The sequence below is a fragment of the Streptomyces sp. NPDC017979 genome (assembly GCF_044328175.1).
Classification (GTDB): Bacteria; Actinomycetota; Actinomycetes; order Streptomycetales; family Streptomycetaceae; genus Streptomyces.
This window is the reverse complement of sequence record NZ_JBIRGU010000005.1, coordinates 213,707-226,720: the sequence shown is the minus strand read 5'-3', so window position 1 is coordinate 226,720 and position 13,014 is coordinate 213,707. Positions and strand designations below refer to the sequence as shown.

General features: G+C 72.4%; 10 protein-coding genes. 7 read left to right on the top strand and 3 right to left on the bottom strand.

Going from position 1 to position 13,014, the window contains the following annotated elements; genetic code table 11:
- Positions 1–80 precede the first annotated feature (80 nt).
- Genes ACH4E8_RS16570 through ACH4E8_RS16555 form a run of 4 tightly spaced genes read left to right on the top strand, consistent with a single transcriptional unit; the run spans position 81 to position 3,522 of the window.
- Entirely contained in the window at positions 81–623 is a 543-nt protein-coding gene (locus ACH4E8_RS16570; RefSeq protein ID WP_398448684.1) for a SigE family RNA polymerase sigma factor, read from the top strand.
- On the top strand, positions 610–1,458 hold the full coding sequence (locus ACH4E8_RS16565) for a hypothetical protein (RefSeq protein ID WP_398448682.1): 849 nt from the start codon (positions 610–612) through the stop codon (positions 1,456–1,458). The genes ACH4E8_RS16570 and ACH4E8_RS16565 overlap by 14 nt, the downstream gene beginning before the upstream one ends.
- Positions 1,459–1,511: 53 nt before the next feature.
- Entirely contained in the window at positions 1,512–2,255 is a 744-nt protein-coding gene (locus tag ACH4E8_RS16560) for a L,D-transpeptidase family protein (RefSeq protein ID WP_398448680.1), read from the top strand.
- A gap of 58 nt (positions 2,256–2,313) precedes the next feature.
- Positions 2,314–3,522, top strand: a complete 1,209-nt coding sequence (locus ACH4E8_RS16555; RefSeq protein ID WP_398448678.1) for an Ig-like domain-containing protein — start codon at positions 2,314–2,316, stop codon at positions 3,520–3,522.
- 268 nt (positions 3,523–3,790) lie between these two features.
- Here the strand turns inward: ACH4E8_RS16555 and ACH4E8_RS16550 are convergent, their stop codons facing one another.
- The 3 genes from ACH4E8_RS16550 to ACH4E8_RS16540 are packed head-to-tail and all read right to left on the bottom strand — an operon-like array spanning position 3,791 to position 8,012.
- Positions 3,791–4,393: a GNAT family N-acetyltransferase gene (locus tag ACH4E8_RS16550; RefSeq protein ID WP_398448676.1), complete on the bottom strand. Its 603-nt coding sequence runs from the start codon at positions 4,391–4,393 to the stop codon at positions 3,791–3,793.
- Positions 4,390–6,192 (bottom strand): IucA/IucC family protein, encoded by a 1,803-nt coding sequence (locus ACH4E8_RS16545; RefSeq protein ID WP_398448674.1) that lies wholly within the window; start codon positions 6,190–6,192, stop codon positions 4,390–4,392. Before ACH4E8_RS16545 ends, ACH4E8_RS16550 begins: the two co-directional genes overlap by 4 nt.
- Positions 6,189–8,012, bottom strand: a complete 1,824-nt coding sequence (locus ACH4E8_RS16540) for an IucA/IucC family protein (protein ID WP_398448672.1) — start codon at positions 8,010–8,012, stop codon at positions 6,189–6,191. The genes ACH4E8_RS16545 and ACH4E8_RS16540 overlap by 4 nt, the downstream gene beginning before the upstream one ends.
- A gap of 318 nt (positions 8,013–8,330) precedes the next feature.
- Here ACH4E8_RS16540 and ACH4E8_RS16535 point away from each other — a divergent pair, with 318 nt between their 5' ends.
- From ACH4E8_RS16535 to fabG, 3 genes are all read left to right on the top strand, one after another.
- Positions 8,331–9,827, top strand: coding sequence for an MFS transporter (locus ACH4E8_RS16535; RefSeq protein WP_398448670.1), 1,497 nt, complete (start codon positions 8,331–8,333; stop codon positions 9,825–9,827).
- A 185-nt stretch (positions 9,828–10,012) separates the two neighbouring features.
- The gene (gene htpG / locus ACH4E8_RS16530) at positions 10,013–11,965 is read left to right on the top strand and encodes a molecular chaperone HtpG (RefSeq protein ID WP_398448668.1); all 1,953 of its coding nucleotides are present in this window, start codon (positions 10,013–10,015) and stop codon (positions 11,963–11,965) included.
- A 210-nt stretch (positions 11,966–12,175) separates the two neighbouring features.
- Positions 12,176–12,952, top strand: a complete 777-nt coding sequence (gene fabG / locus ACH4E8_RS16525) for a 3-oxoacyl-ACP reductase FabG (RefSeq protein ID WP_398449213.1) — start codon at positions 12,176–12,178, stop codon at positions 12,950–12,952.
- Positions 12,953–13,014 lie beyond the last annotated feature (62 nt).

Sequence of the window (13,014 nt, the reverse complement as noted above, 5' to 3'; positions counted from 1 at the left end):
CTTCGACCGAGGCAACCCGACCCGCCTCCCGACCCGTTCCTCCTACGTGGACGGTGCAAAACGAGTGCGAGGACGGCGGGATGGGTTCCCTGGGCAGCAACGGCGACTTCGACACGTTCGTCGCCGCCCGCGGCCCGCGCCTGCTCAGGATCGCGTGGCTGCTGACCGGCGACGCCCACCTCGCGGAAGACCTGCTCCAGACGGTGCTGGCGAAGGTCTGGCCCAAGTGGGACAAGATCGCGCACGACCGGCCCGAGGCATACATCCGCGCCGCGCTGGTGAACACGCACACCTCCTGGTGGCGCCGGCGCTGGCGCGGCGAGGTCCCGCACGGCGAACTCCCCGACCAGCCCGGGCGCTGGTCGACGCCGGGGCACGACCCGTACGCCTCGGTCGACCTGGAGCAGTCCTTGGCCGCGGCGGTACGGGCGCTGCCGCCACGACAGCGGGCCGTGGTGGTGCTGCGCTACTTCGAGGACCTGAGCGTCGAGGAGACCGCGGCCACGCTCGGCTGCACCCCGGGCACGGTGAAGAGCCAGTCCGCCAAGGCGCTGCGCACCCTGCGGACGCTGCTGCCGTCCTCCGCGGTGGAGGAGGGCGGTGACTGCTATGCGCGGGCCTGACGAGGGCCGTTCGGACCCGGGCGGCGACGCGGCGGAGCAGGAGCTGCGCGTACTGCTGGAACGGATCACTCCGCACCCGGCCGCGCCGGACGGGCGCCTGGGGCAGGTGCGGGAGCGCATCCAGCGCCGCCGGCGCCGCCGGATCGCCGGGGTCGCGCTGCTCAGCGGCGCGCTGGTGGCGCTCTCGTCGACCCTGCTGCCCAACGTCGTACGGCCCGAGAACGTCGAGGCACGGCCGGCCGACCGAACCTCCCCGGAGCCGGCCGGCCCCGGCACCGGCACAACGGCACCGACGGCGCCCTCGGACCCGACCTCCCCCACGGCCGCGGACCGGATCAGCAAGAAGCGCTTCCCCGAGCTGTCCGGGCTGGTGCTCCAGGTGCCCGGCGGCTGGCACAGCCTGGCCCTGCCGGCACAGCCGAGGCTCGGCATGCGGGCCGAGGGCTTCGTGGCGAACGTGCCGATCACCAAGCCGCCGCGGCCGTGCGACGGCGCGGGCTGGACCCCGTGCCAGCCCGTCCAGAACCTGCCGGCCGACGGCGTCGTCGTCACCCTCGTGCGCTGGCAGGTCGACACCCTCTCCGACAAGGTGCTGCGCCACGGCGAGAAGCCCAGGGAGGACGAGGAGGTGGACATCGAGTGCCTGGCGTCCGGCGGCTCGGTCTCCTACTCGGCCTCGATCGGCAACGCACCCGAGCCCGACACCATCGTCAGCGCCAACATCTGCATGGGGGCCGACGTGCCGAAGAAGACCTTCGCGGAGACCATGAACCTCATCGAGAACGCCGCCTTCGCCGCGCCGGAACGCGCCAAGCAGCCCGGGGGCGCGAAGTGACCCGCACCCGCCCCCGAATACGTCGCTGCACACGTCCGGGCGGAGCGGTCGCCTTGGTCGCCGGGCTGCTGTTGGGCACGTCGTGCACCGCCGACGGGCCCGCGGACCCGGTCGCCAAGAGCCCGTCCGCGAAGGCCCCGGCGGGCGGCGCGCACCCCGATCCCGTGGAAGCGACCGCAGCGGCACCGGCCGCCCCTCCCGCCGAACTGCCCGGCCTCGGGCCGCGCACCCGGGCGACGATCGGGCCCGACACCCACCAGGTCGTCCTCGTCACCGGCGAGGGCGAGGACTCCAACCGCTCCCGGGTCAGGCTCTACGAGCGCCACCCCGAGCACGGTTGGCGCCCGGTCGCCGACGAGTGGGCGGCCCGCAACGGACACAAGGGCTGGGCCGAGCGCCACGTGCGGGGCGATCTGCGCACCCCGATCGGCACCTACCGCCTCACCGACGCGGGCGGCAAGCTCGCGAACCCGGGCACCGCGCTGCCCTACGACCGCAACCGCGGCGTCCTCTACACCGCCCGCGGCACGAACTTCGAGGACAAGCCCAAGGCGGGCGCCTTGGACTACGTCGTCGCGATCAACTACAACCGTGTCGCGGGGCGTCCGCCGTACGACTTCTCCCGACCGATGGGCGCCGGACGGGGCGGCGGGATCTGGTTCCACGTCAGCCACGACGGCGGCACCGAAGGCTGCGTCGGGCTCCCCCGGGGCCGGATGAAGGAACTCCTGCGCAAACTGAAGCCGGCCGCGCAGCCCGTGACGGTCATGGGTCCCGCGGAGGCCCTCGCCCGCTGACCGCGTCCCTGTTTCCCCTACGTCCTCATCAGTCGCAAAACCCTCCTGGAGGCTCCCCTTGCGCTCCTCGCGCACCCCGCGCCGAATATCCGTGCGCGCCGCCGCGGCCGTGGTCGCCGTACTCGTACCGCTGGCCCTCGCCGGCTGTTCCGCCGACGACTCCGACGGCAAGTCGGGCACCGTGAAGGCCGGCGGGAAGCCCGCCACCGTCGCCGTCACGCCGGGCGGCAGCGGCGTCAAGGCGGGCCAGCAGGTCCAGGTGAAGGCCAGCGGCGGCACGATCACCACCGTCACCGTCACCGACGGCACGGCGGCCAAGCCGCTCACCGGCACGCTGTCGAAGGACGGCACGGTCTGGACCTCGGACCGCAAGGCGCTGCCGGGGCGGACGTACCGGGTGACGGCCGAGACCAAGGGCACGGGCGGCGCCAAGGACACCCAGCAGGCGTCCTTCTCCACCGCGCAGGCCACGAAGAAGAACACGCTGGACCTGTGGCCGACGGCGAAGACCGTGGGCGTCGCCCATCCGATCTCGATCGTCTTCGACCGGCGCATCACCAACAAGGCTGATGTGGAACGGCAGTTGAAGGTCACCACCTCCAACAACACCGAAGGCTCCTGGGGCTGGGTGGAGCACTACGACGGACGCGACCGGGTCGACTGGCGGCCCCGGGAGTACTGGAAGCCCGGCACCCAGGTCCGCCTCCAGGCCCTGCTGAACGGCACCGACTCCGGCGCGAAGGGCGGCTTCTTCGCCAGGGACTACGACAAGTCCTTCACCGTCGGCGCCCACCAGGAGGTGAAGGTCGACCTCGATGCCAAGCGGCTCGACTTCGTGCGGGCCGGGAAGCCGACGCGCACGATCCCGATCTCCGGTGGCGATCCCACGCCGGGCGCCGACAAGCGCTCCTGGAGCGGCACCAGCGTGCTGATGGCGAAGGCGGGCACGGTCCGGATGACGTCGCAGTCCGTCGGCCTCGGCGACGCGTACGACAAGATGGTCGACTACTCGATGCACCTGACGTACTCGGGGGCGTACGCGCACGCCGCGCCCTGGAACGCGGCGTACTTCGGCAAGGCGAACAAGAGCTCCGGCTGCATCGGGATGAGCACCGCGAACGCCACCACCTTCTACCGGGACGTCCAGGTCGGCGATCCGTTCACGGTCACCGGCAAGGACGCCAAGGGCAAGGCGCCGCTGGGCAACGGGTACAGCAACTGGAACGTGTCGTGGCCCGAGTGGCAGAAGCTGAGCGCGCTGAGCTGAAGCCGAGTGCGCTTGGCTGAAGCCGAGCGCAGCGCACAACCAGCCTCGGCGGAGGAAAATCAGCCTCGCCGGCGTTTGAGGCGCTGGGGTCCCCCCATGCCCTCCGGGCGTAGGGGGCGGTCCGGGCAGAGCCCCGGCGGGTGCCAGCGCTTGTCCAGGCGCAGGTCGCAACGCCGGGGGGCTGATTGTGCGCTCGCCGAGCTTGAATTTGGCGCGCGGGCCGGGGGGCGGCCGACTCGACCGCCCCCGACCCACCGCACCGCACGCCTCAGACGCGGCCGGCCGCCACCATGTCCGCATCCGTGCGCGGGCGGACGACGAGCGCCGCCTTCTTGTCCGGGAAGACGACCTCGCCGGCCTCCCTGAAGCCGGCCGCCGCGAAGGCCCGTAGCGACGGGCCGTTCGTGACGTCCGGCTCGGCGACGACCCTGGTGCAGTCGGGGTCCACCGCGAGCAGGCCGTCCGCGAGGGCCCGCAACAGCGCGCGGCCGAGGCCCTTGCCCGTACGGTCGCGGTCGCCGATCGCGATGTGCAGGCCGAGGTCGTGCGGGCGGTACGGGTAGTGCTCGCCGAGCCGGTCCCGCAGCACCCGGTACACCTCGATGTACGCGAACTGCTCCCCGTCGAGCGCGACGAGGACGGGCAGGATCGCGTCGCCGGCGAGGTGCCCGGAGATCTCCTCCTGCCAGCGCTCCCTGGGCCACGCCTGGTGCCAGAAGGCGTCGACGTGGGGCGACTGCATCCAGCCGTGCACCAGGTCCAGGTCCGTGCCGTGGGAGCGGGCCACCCGGGCGCTCCACCCTCCGTCGAGGTGCGGCAGCGGCGGCCCGGGCACGCCCGCGGCGGAGTCGCCCTGGTGCGGGGACGTCATACGGCGGCCTCCTGGAGCGGGTTGGGGGCGTCGAGGTACACGGACTGGGCGTCGAGCGGGGCGAGCACCTCGTCGATGCCGTGCAGCCGGGTGAGCAGGTTGCCCTTGCAGGGCAGGGTGGACGCGGTCAGCCAGCGGCGGGCCAGCCGGTCGCCGTCGGGCGCCGCGGCCGCGAGCGCGGGCAGCGCCTGCCGCAGCCGGTCCGCGAGCACCGCGAGCAGGTCCCGTTCGGCCGCGAGGCCGTCGACGGCGAGGCAGCCGACGACGGACAGCGCCTGGTTGCGCAGCAGGTAGTACGAGAGCCGGTCGTCGACGAGGGCGTCCTCCACCACGGCGAGCGTGGACTCCCGCACCCCGAGCCGTTCGCGCAGCGCCGGCAGGTGGGACGCGGCCAGGTAGTAGCCCTGGTTGTCGCGGAACGCGGACCCGCAGACGCGGCCCTGGGCGTCCAGCCGCACGAGGGTGTTCTGCTGGTGCGCCTCCAGGCCGATGCCGGTGGTGGCGTACAGGTGCAGCATCGGCACGAGGACCCGGTCGACGTAGTCGGCGGTCCACTGCTCGGCAGCGCCGGGGCCCTGCGCCGCGACGAGTTCCCCGAGGGCGCTGCGGCCGAGGCCGGGCCGCGGGGCGACGAGCCCGACGAGGCAGCGCATCTGCGCGATGCCTTCGGGCGCTTCGCGCACGGCCACGTCCAGGCCGGTCACCTCGGGCCCGCCGGCGCGGCCGGGTTCGTCCACGGCGAGCCAGGCCGGGTCGCGGGTGATGGCGAAGCCGGGGTGGGCGCGGAAGGTGGCGTCCGCGTGGCCGGCGTCGAGCAGCCGGTTGATCTCCAGGCCGCGCAGCAGTTCCGTACGGGTCGACTCGCGGCGCGAGTTGGTGAGCCGGAGCCCCAGCGACAGCTTCAGCATCACCGAGGTGTCCGGCCGGTACAGGGTGCGCACGCTGGAGGTGGGCCACCACTCGGGGCCCAGCTCGCCGAGGGGTTCGAGGGCGCCGGAGGCCACCAGCGCGGCGATCCGCGGCCGGTGCAGGACGTCCCGGGCCTGCCAGGGGTGCGCGGGCACCAGGACCCGGCCGTCGACGTCGGGCCGGCCGGCGAGGTCGGCCAGCAGGTCGACGGTGTTCCGGCCGGCGAGCGAGGGCGCGCCGGCGACCGCGTCGTGGGAGATGACGGACGGGTCGGCGGCGAACCAGTGCAGCTTGAACGAGCCGCGGAGTTCGGGCGAGAAGGCGGCCGTGTCGTGGTCGGAGATGCCGTCGCGGCTCTTCGGCGCCGGATGGTTGAGGTGGCCCAGCAGCAGCGCCTGTTCCGCGTCGAGGAACGCGTCCGTGCCGGCCGGGGGCTCGGGGCGGGCCCGCCGGTCGGCGATGAACGTCGCCACCCGGCGTACGGACTCCGCGGTCCGCTCCACCAGGTCCGCCACTTCGGCGGTCGGGATGGTCCGGCCGGCGGCGACGGTGCGGGCGGCGGCCTCGGTGGACAGCAGCGCTACCGCGGTCACCGGGTCGGCGGTGGCGCCGAGCGGCCCGCCGGGGCCCTCCAGGCGGACCGGGGCGAAGCGGTGCCAGCCCGTCGGGGAGCGGTGGGTGACCTCGGTGACCAGCGCGAGCCCCGCGGTGGGCAGTTCGACGCGCAGCGGGCCGGCCTCGACCTCGCGGCCGGTCTCCCGCAGCCAGCAGCGCAGCAGCGCTTCGACGTGGGCGTGTTCGGCGGCGCCGCGCGGGTCGAGTGCGTGCAGCGGGTCGTGCGCCGGGTCCGCGGGGCCGACCGCGGTGTCCTGTTCGGTGGTGACGGTCATGCGCCGCCCTCCTCGGCGAGCGGGTTGGGGTGCGTGCCGTTGGGGTACAGCGCGTGCCGCAGCGCCCGGTCGCCGTAGCGGGTGACCACGATCCGGTCGCGGTTCAGCCCGTACCGGGGGATCTGCGGGCTGAGCAGGTCGTACTCCGTGAACCTGCCCTCCAGGTCGGGGAAGCGACGGCGGAAGTCCCGCTGGAAGTCCAGGATCGTCTGCCGCACGAGCTGCCAGAACCGCTTCTCCGGCACGCCCAACTGGGCTTCGCACAGCGGCGAGAGGTAGCGGAAGTGGCCGACGAAGACCTGGTCGACGACGTGCTGTCGGATGACGGAGGGGTGCTTGCGGGGCAGCACGTGGTCGTGGCCGTCGGGCTCGGGGCCGCGCTCGGGCACGTCGGTGTAGGAGACGCAGACGTCGTCGACGAAGTCCTTCAGGTACAGCCGGGTCGGGACGTCGTTCTCGTCGTAGCCGATGAGAGTGTTCTGTCCGTGCGGGTTGAAGGTGACGCCGTACCGGTACAGCACGTGCATCAGCGGCACCAAAAGCACATCAAAGAGCTTACGCAGCCACTCTTCGGGCTTCAGGCCGGAGGAGCGCACGAGTTCGGCGACGAAGGCGTCCCCGGTGGCGTCGACGTGCAGGAGGGAGGCGAAGGTGCGCACCCGCTCGCCGTCGTCCTTGCGGTCGGTGACCGACTCGCGCCAGATGCAGCCGAGGGTCTCCAGGTGCTGGTAGGGCGCCTGGTCGAGCTTGGAGAGGTAGGGGTGGTGCACGGTCACGGACGCGACTTCGCCGAGGAAGACGGTGCGGCACTCGCCGGTCAGGAAGGGGTCGCGCTCCACCAGGCCGCGCAGCCACTGGGTGACCACGGGGGCGCCCTTGGTGCAGTGCGGCGGTATGCCGCGCCACACCAGGGTGTTGAGGATCTTCAGCGGCAGTTTCACGTCGTACCGCTCGGGCGTTCCGACGTTCGCCATGGTGCGGATGGACTGGCCCGGCAGGTACTGGTCGGGGCTGTCGCCGAGCGGGACGATCCGGCGCTGCGCGACGTCAGCGGCGTGCAGGATCTGCACGGCGTGGTCCCACTGCCAGGGGTGGACGGGCATCCAGACGTACGCGTCGGGGTCGACGCCGGCGCCCTGGAGGACGGCGGTGAAGCGGGCCCGGGTGGCTTCGTCGAGTTCGCGCTCGACGATGGTGTGCTCGGACAGCTCGGAGGTGCCGCGGAACTCGGCGAGGCCGCGGTGCACGGCGACCCATCTGAGGGCGAGCGGCTGGGCGGCCTCGGGGGCGTACTTGCGCACGTCGGAGGCGGAGAAACCGATCCGGCCCTTGTTGGCGACGAGCAGGTTGTGGCCGGTCATCCGGCACTCCAGCTCGGTGTGGCCGAGGGCGCGCAGTTCGGCGACGCTCTCGCCGCCGTGGGTGATGCGGGCGGCGTCGACGGCGAGGGTGGCGGCGAGTTCGGTGAAGTAGGTGGCGACGGTGGAGGGGTCCGTGCCGAGGGTGGAGGCCGCTTCGAAGAGGAACTGCTGGGCGTCCCAGGCGGGTTCTGCGACGGAGTTGCCGAGCATGCTGGTGGCGGTGCGGGTGATGGACGCGGGGTCCACGCGCAGCCAGCCGAAGGCGCCGACCCGGGCGGTGAAGGCGTACGTCGTACCGCTGTCGAGGTCGACGCGGTAGCCGCCGTCGCCGGTCTCGACCGTTTTGAGCATGTCCTCGAAGCACCATTCGCCGATCGCCTTGGCGAGGAGCTGGCGGTTGGCCTCGCGCCAGGCGGCGGGGTCGGTGTCGGGGAGGTCGGGTACGGGGTGGTCGGGCATCGAGCGGCTCCGGGGTCGGGGTGATCACTGGTCACTACACAGAGACGGGAGCAAGCCTTAGGTAAGCCTTGCCTAATGTGCAAGCACTACTTTCAGCCACCGCGTCTATCTGACGTCGCGTCAGATAATAATTGAGGTTAGCCTATCCAAACTTGCCTGCTTGTGGTCTTGTCGTGGTGGCCGTTCCGCTCCTGTCCCCGTCCTGTCCCCGTGCGTCTCTGTGAGGTGTAGCCAGCAGTGGTGTCAACCGTGCCGTCGAACGCCTCGCCAGCCCCGAAGTCCCCGGATGCCAGCGAATTTTCGGCCACCCCGGCCGCAGTGGGCGCACTGAGCACACCGGGCTCACCGGCGAAGGCGCCGTCCCGCCCCCGCGCGCCCTGGTGGACGTTCCTGCTCGTCAGCGCCGCGGGCGTGGTCATGACGCTCGACGTGACCGTGGTGAACATCGCACTCTTCGACATCGCGCGCGACCTCGACACCGGCCTCGGCAAGGTGCAGTGGGTCATCTCCGCGTACTCCCTCGCCTTCGGCGCCCTGCTGCTGACCGGCGGCGCGCTCTCGGACCGGGTGGGCCGACGGGCCGTCTTCGTCACCGGTACGACGCTGTTCACCCTCGCCTCCGCGGCGTGCGGGCTCGCCCCCGACGCGGCCACCCTGATCGTCGCCCGCGCCGTCCAAGGGCTGGGCGGCGCGTTGATGTTCGCGCCCGCGCTGGCGCTGCTCGCGACGGTGTACGAGGACGAGGCCCGGCGGCGCGCGGCGATCGCGGCCTTCGCGGCGATCTCCTCCGGCGCGGGCGCGCTCGGCCCGGTCGTCGGCGGCGTCTTCGTCCAGGGCCCGGGCTGGCGGTGGATCTTCCTCGTCAACATCCCCATCGGGGTGCTGATCGTGGTCGGCGCGCTGGCCCGGATGCCCGAGTCCTCGGCGCGCGGCGCGACCGCGCGACGGGTCGACGTGCCCGGGGCGCTGCTCGCCGTCGGCGCGCTGCTCGCCCTCCACTACCCCCTGGTCGCCGGGACCGAGCACGGCTGGACCACGCCGGGCGTCATCGGCTCCACCGTCCTCGGCCTCGCCCTCGTCGTCGCCCTGGTCCGCAGCCAGCGCCGCGGCGACGGCCTGCTCGACCTCGCGCTGCTGCGCATCCGCGCCTTCTCGGGCGCCGCGGTGCTGGGCTTCCTGGCCCGGGTGGCGGGGCTCGGCTCGCTGGCGTTCATCACCCTGTGGTTGGCCACGGCGTACGCGTACTCCCCGTTGGAAACCGGGCTGCACCTGCTGCCGCTGACCGGGAGCCTGCTGGTCGTCGGCGTCTTCGTCGCCCGGCTGCAACGCGCCTTCCCGCCGCACTCCCTGGTCGCCGCCGGCTTCGCCCTCAAGGCGGTGGGCCTGCTCGGCCTCGCGGCCGCGGGCGCCGGCGCGCCGCGCGCGGTCACCGTCGCCGGGCTGCTGCTGCTCGGCGCGGGCGGCGCCGTGGTCTTCCCGCCCCTGATGGGCGTCGCGGTCGGTGCGGTCCCCGCGGACCGCACCGGCATGGCGTCCGGGCTGACGAACGCCTGCCTGCCGCTGGGCACGGCCGCGGGCGTCGCGGTCTTCGGCGCGGTGTTCTCCGCGCACCTCGCGGCCCGGCTCGGCGCGGACGAGGAGCTGCGCGCCGCGGTCGCCACGGCCCGCTTCGACCTGGTGCCCGAGGGGTCGCGGGCGGCGGCACGGGACGCGTTCACCGACGCGTTCACCACGGTCTGCCTGACGGCGGCGGTGGTGTGCGCGCTCGGAGTGCTGGCGGCGCGCACCCTGCGCCCGACGCCCGAAACGAACTGAACTCCGGCCGCCGAACGGACTGAACTCCGGCCGGGGAACCCCTACTCGCCGGCCCGGGCACCCCTAAATGCGGCCCGACCGTCCGGGTGCCCCCGTCGCCGTCTGCTGCGTCGCTGGTCGCTGCCATAAAGTGACGTCTCCAGACCAATTCAGGCGACAGAGCATCTGTGAGGTACTTCCGAGCTATGCCGACCGAAACGTTTGAGTTCCAGGTTGAAGCGCGTCAGCTCCTCCAGCTGGTGATCCACTCGGTCTACTCGAACAAGGACGTGTTCCTGCGGGAGCTCGTCTCCAACTCCTCCGACGCGCTGGACAAGTTGCGCTTGGAGGCGCTGCGGGACGACGCGCTCGACGTCGACGCGTCCGACCTGCACATCGAGATCGAGACCGACGAGGACGCCCGCACCGTCACGGTCCGGGACAACGGCATCGGCATGTCGTACGACGAGGTCACCCAACTCATCGGCACCATCGCGAACTCGGGCACGGCCAAGTTCCTCAAGGAGCTGCGCGAGGCGCAGGACGCGGCCGGGACGGACGGGCTCATCGGCCAGTTCGGCGTCGGCTTCTACGCCAGCTTCATGGTCGCGGACGAGGTGACCTTGCTGACCCGGCGGGCCGGCGAGGCGCAGGGCACCCGCTGGACCTCGCGCGGCGAGAGCACGTACACCCTGGAATCCGTCGACGACGCGCCCCAGGGCACCTCCGTCACCCTCCACTTGAAGCCCGCGGACCCGGAGAACCAGCTCCACGACTACACCGCGCCGTGGAAGGTCCGGGAGATCGTCAAGCGGTACTCGGACTTCATCACCTGGCCGATCCGGATGACGCCGAAGCCGGCGCCGGTCGCCGAAGACGCCGACGCCACCGCCGAAGGGCAGCCGGCCGAAGCCGAGGCGGCACCGGAGCCCGAGACGCTGAACTCGATGAAGGCGCTGTGGGCACGCCCGCGGGACGAGGTGTCCGACGACGAGTACCACGAGCTGTACAAGCACATCAGCCACGACTGGCGCGACCCGCTGGAGATCGTCCGCCTCCAGGCCGAGGGCACCTTCGAGTACCAGGCCCTCCTCTTCGTCCCCTCGCACGCCCCGCACGACCTGTTCACCCGGGACTACCAGGGCGGCCTCCAGCTCTACGTGAAGCGCGTCTTCGTGATGGACGGCTGCAAGGAGCTGCTGCCGTCCTACCTGCGCTTCGTGAAGGGCATCGTCGACGCCCAGGACCTCTCACTGAACGTCTCGCGCGAGATCCTCCAGCAGGACCGCCAGATCCGGATGATGCAGCGCCGGCTGACGAAGAAGGTCCTCGCCACGGTGAAGGACCTGCGCACCAAGGCGCCCGACGACTACGCCACGTTCTGGCGCGAGTTCGGCACGGTCCTCAAGGAGGGCCTGGTCACCGACGCCGACAACCGGGACGCGGTCCTCGCCGCCTGCTCCTTCGCGACCACGCACGACGCCGACGAGCCGACGACGCTCGCGGCGTACGTGGAGCGGATGAAGGACGGCCAGGACGACGTCTACTACATGACGGGCGAGTCCCGGCAGGCCATCGAGAACTCCCCGCACATGGAGGCGTTCCGCGCCAAGGGCATCGAAGTCCTGCTGCTGACCGACCCGGTGGACGAGGTGTGGGTCGACGCCGTCGGCCCGTACGAGGGCAAGCAGCTCCGCTCGATCGCCAAGGGCCAGATCGACCTCGGCGACGACGAGCAGTCCGCCACCGACGAGGAGAAGGAGAAGAAGGAGAAGCAGGGCGAGGAGTACGCCGGCCTGCTGGGCTGGATGAGCGAGCACCTCGCCGAGGACGTCAAGGAAGTCCGCCTCTCCGCCCGCCTCACCGTCTCCCCGGCCTGCGTGGTCGCCGACGCGAGCGATCTGACGCCCGCGCTGGAGAACATGTACCGGGCGATGGGCCAGGAGGTCCCCAAGACCAAGCGCATCCTGGAACTCAACCCGGAACACCAACTGGTCCGGGCCCTCAAGCAGGCCCACGGCGACCGCGACGACCACACCGCCCTGACCGAGACCGCCGAACTCCTGCACGCCCTCGCGGTCCTGGCGGAAGGCGGCCAGCCGAAGGACGCGGGCCGGTTCGTGAAGCTGGTGGCGGACCGGATGGAGCGGACGCTGTAGCGGTCCGCGGACGCCTCGACGACGGGCGGCGGCGCCCTGGGGGTGCCGCCGCCCGCTCGTGCCCGGGTCTCGGACGACGGCGGGTCGATTCCGGTCGGTCCGCCCCGATCGGCGGTCGCGCCGGGGTGCGGGCCCTCTACCGTGACGATCACGAACGTGTCCGTGCTGACGGACGTACGGGCCACCGAGCGAGGGCGTGGAAGCGTGGAGTTGGGCACTGATTGGCAGCAGCGGTCCGTGGTCGTGACGGGTGCGACGCGGGGGATCGGGCGGGGGATCGCGGAGTTGTTCGCGGCCCGGGGTGCGGCCGTGGCCATCACCGGGCGGAGCGACGAGACCGCCCGGCGGGCGGCCGAGGAGATGGCCGCCGCCACCGGTGGGCGGGTGATCGGGCTGGGGCTGGACCTGCGGGATCCGGAGTCGATCGAGACGGTGGCCGCGGAGGTCCTGCGGCGGCACGGGCACGTGGACGTGGTGTGCCCGAACGCCGGGATCTTCCCCGCCAAGCGGCTGCGGGAGATGACCGCGGACGACGTCGACGACATGATGGCCGTGAACGTGCGCGGGTCGATCCTGGTGACGAAGGCGTTCCTGCCCGGCATGGAGCGCGCCGGGCACGGCCGGATCGTGCTGACCTCCTCCATCACCGGCCCCCTCACCGGCTACGTCGGCTGGTCCCACTACGGCGCGAGCAAGGCCGGTCAGCTCGGCTTCATCCGCAGCGCGGCCCTGGAGTTGGCGTCGGCCGGGATCACCGTCAACGCGGTACTGCCGGGCAACGTGCGCACCGAGAGCCTGACCGAGTTGGGCGGGGAGTACGAGCGGGAGATGACCGCGTCGATTCCGGTGGGCCGGATGGGCGTGCCGGCCGACATCGCGCACGCGGTGGCGTTCCTCGCCTCCGACGAGGCCGCGTTCATCACCGGCCAGACCCTCACCGTCGACGGCGGCCAAACCCTCCCCGAGTCCCTCGCGTCCTTCGCCTGAGCCGCGGTTCCGCCGCGCGACGGGCTGCGCTTCCGCCGTGGGGCGGGCTGCGCTGTGGCGCC

What these genes read in the sequence shown, in the direction of transcription:
- ACH4E8_RS16570 (WP_398448684.1), top strand. Translation starts at nt 81, where the DNA reads ATGGGTTCCCTGGGCAGCAACGGCGACTTCGACACGTTCGTCGCCGCC.
- ACH4E8_RS16565 (WP_398448682.1), top strand. Translation starts at nt 610, where the DNA reads ATGCGCGGGCCTGACGAGGGCCGTTCGGACCCGGGCGGCGACGCGGCG.
- ACH4E8_RS16550 (WP_398448676.1), bottom strand. Translation starts at nt 4,393, where the DNA reads ATGACGTCCCCGCACCAGGGCGACTCCGCCGCGGGCGTGCCCGGGCCG.
- ACH4E8_RS16545 (WP_398448674.1), bottom strand. Translation starts at nt 6,192, where the DNA reads ATGACCGTCACCACCGAACAGGACACCGCGGTCGGCCCCGCGGACCCG.
- ACH4E8_RS16540 (WP_398448672.1), bottom strand. Translation starts at nt 8,012, where the DNA reads ATGCCCGACCACCCCGTACCCGACCTCCCCGACACCGACCCCGCCGCC.
- htpG (WP_398448668.1), top strand. Translation starts at nt 10,013, where the DNA reads ATGCCGACCGAAACGTTTGAGTTCCAGGTTGAAGCGCGTCAGCTCCTC.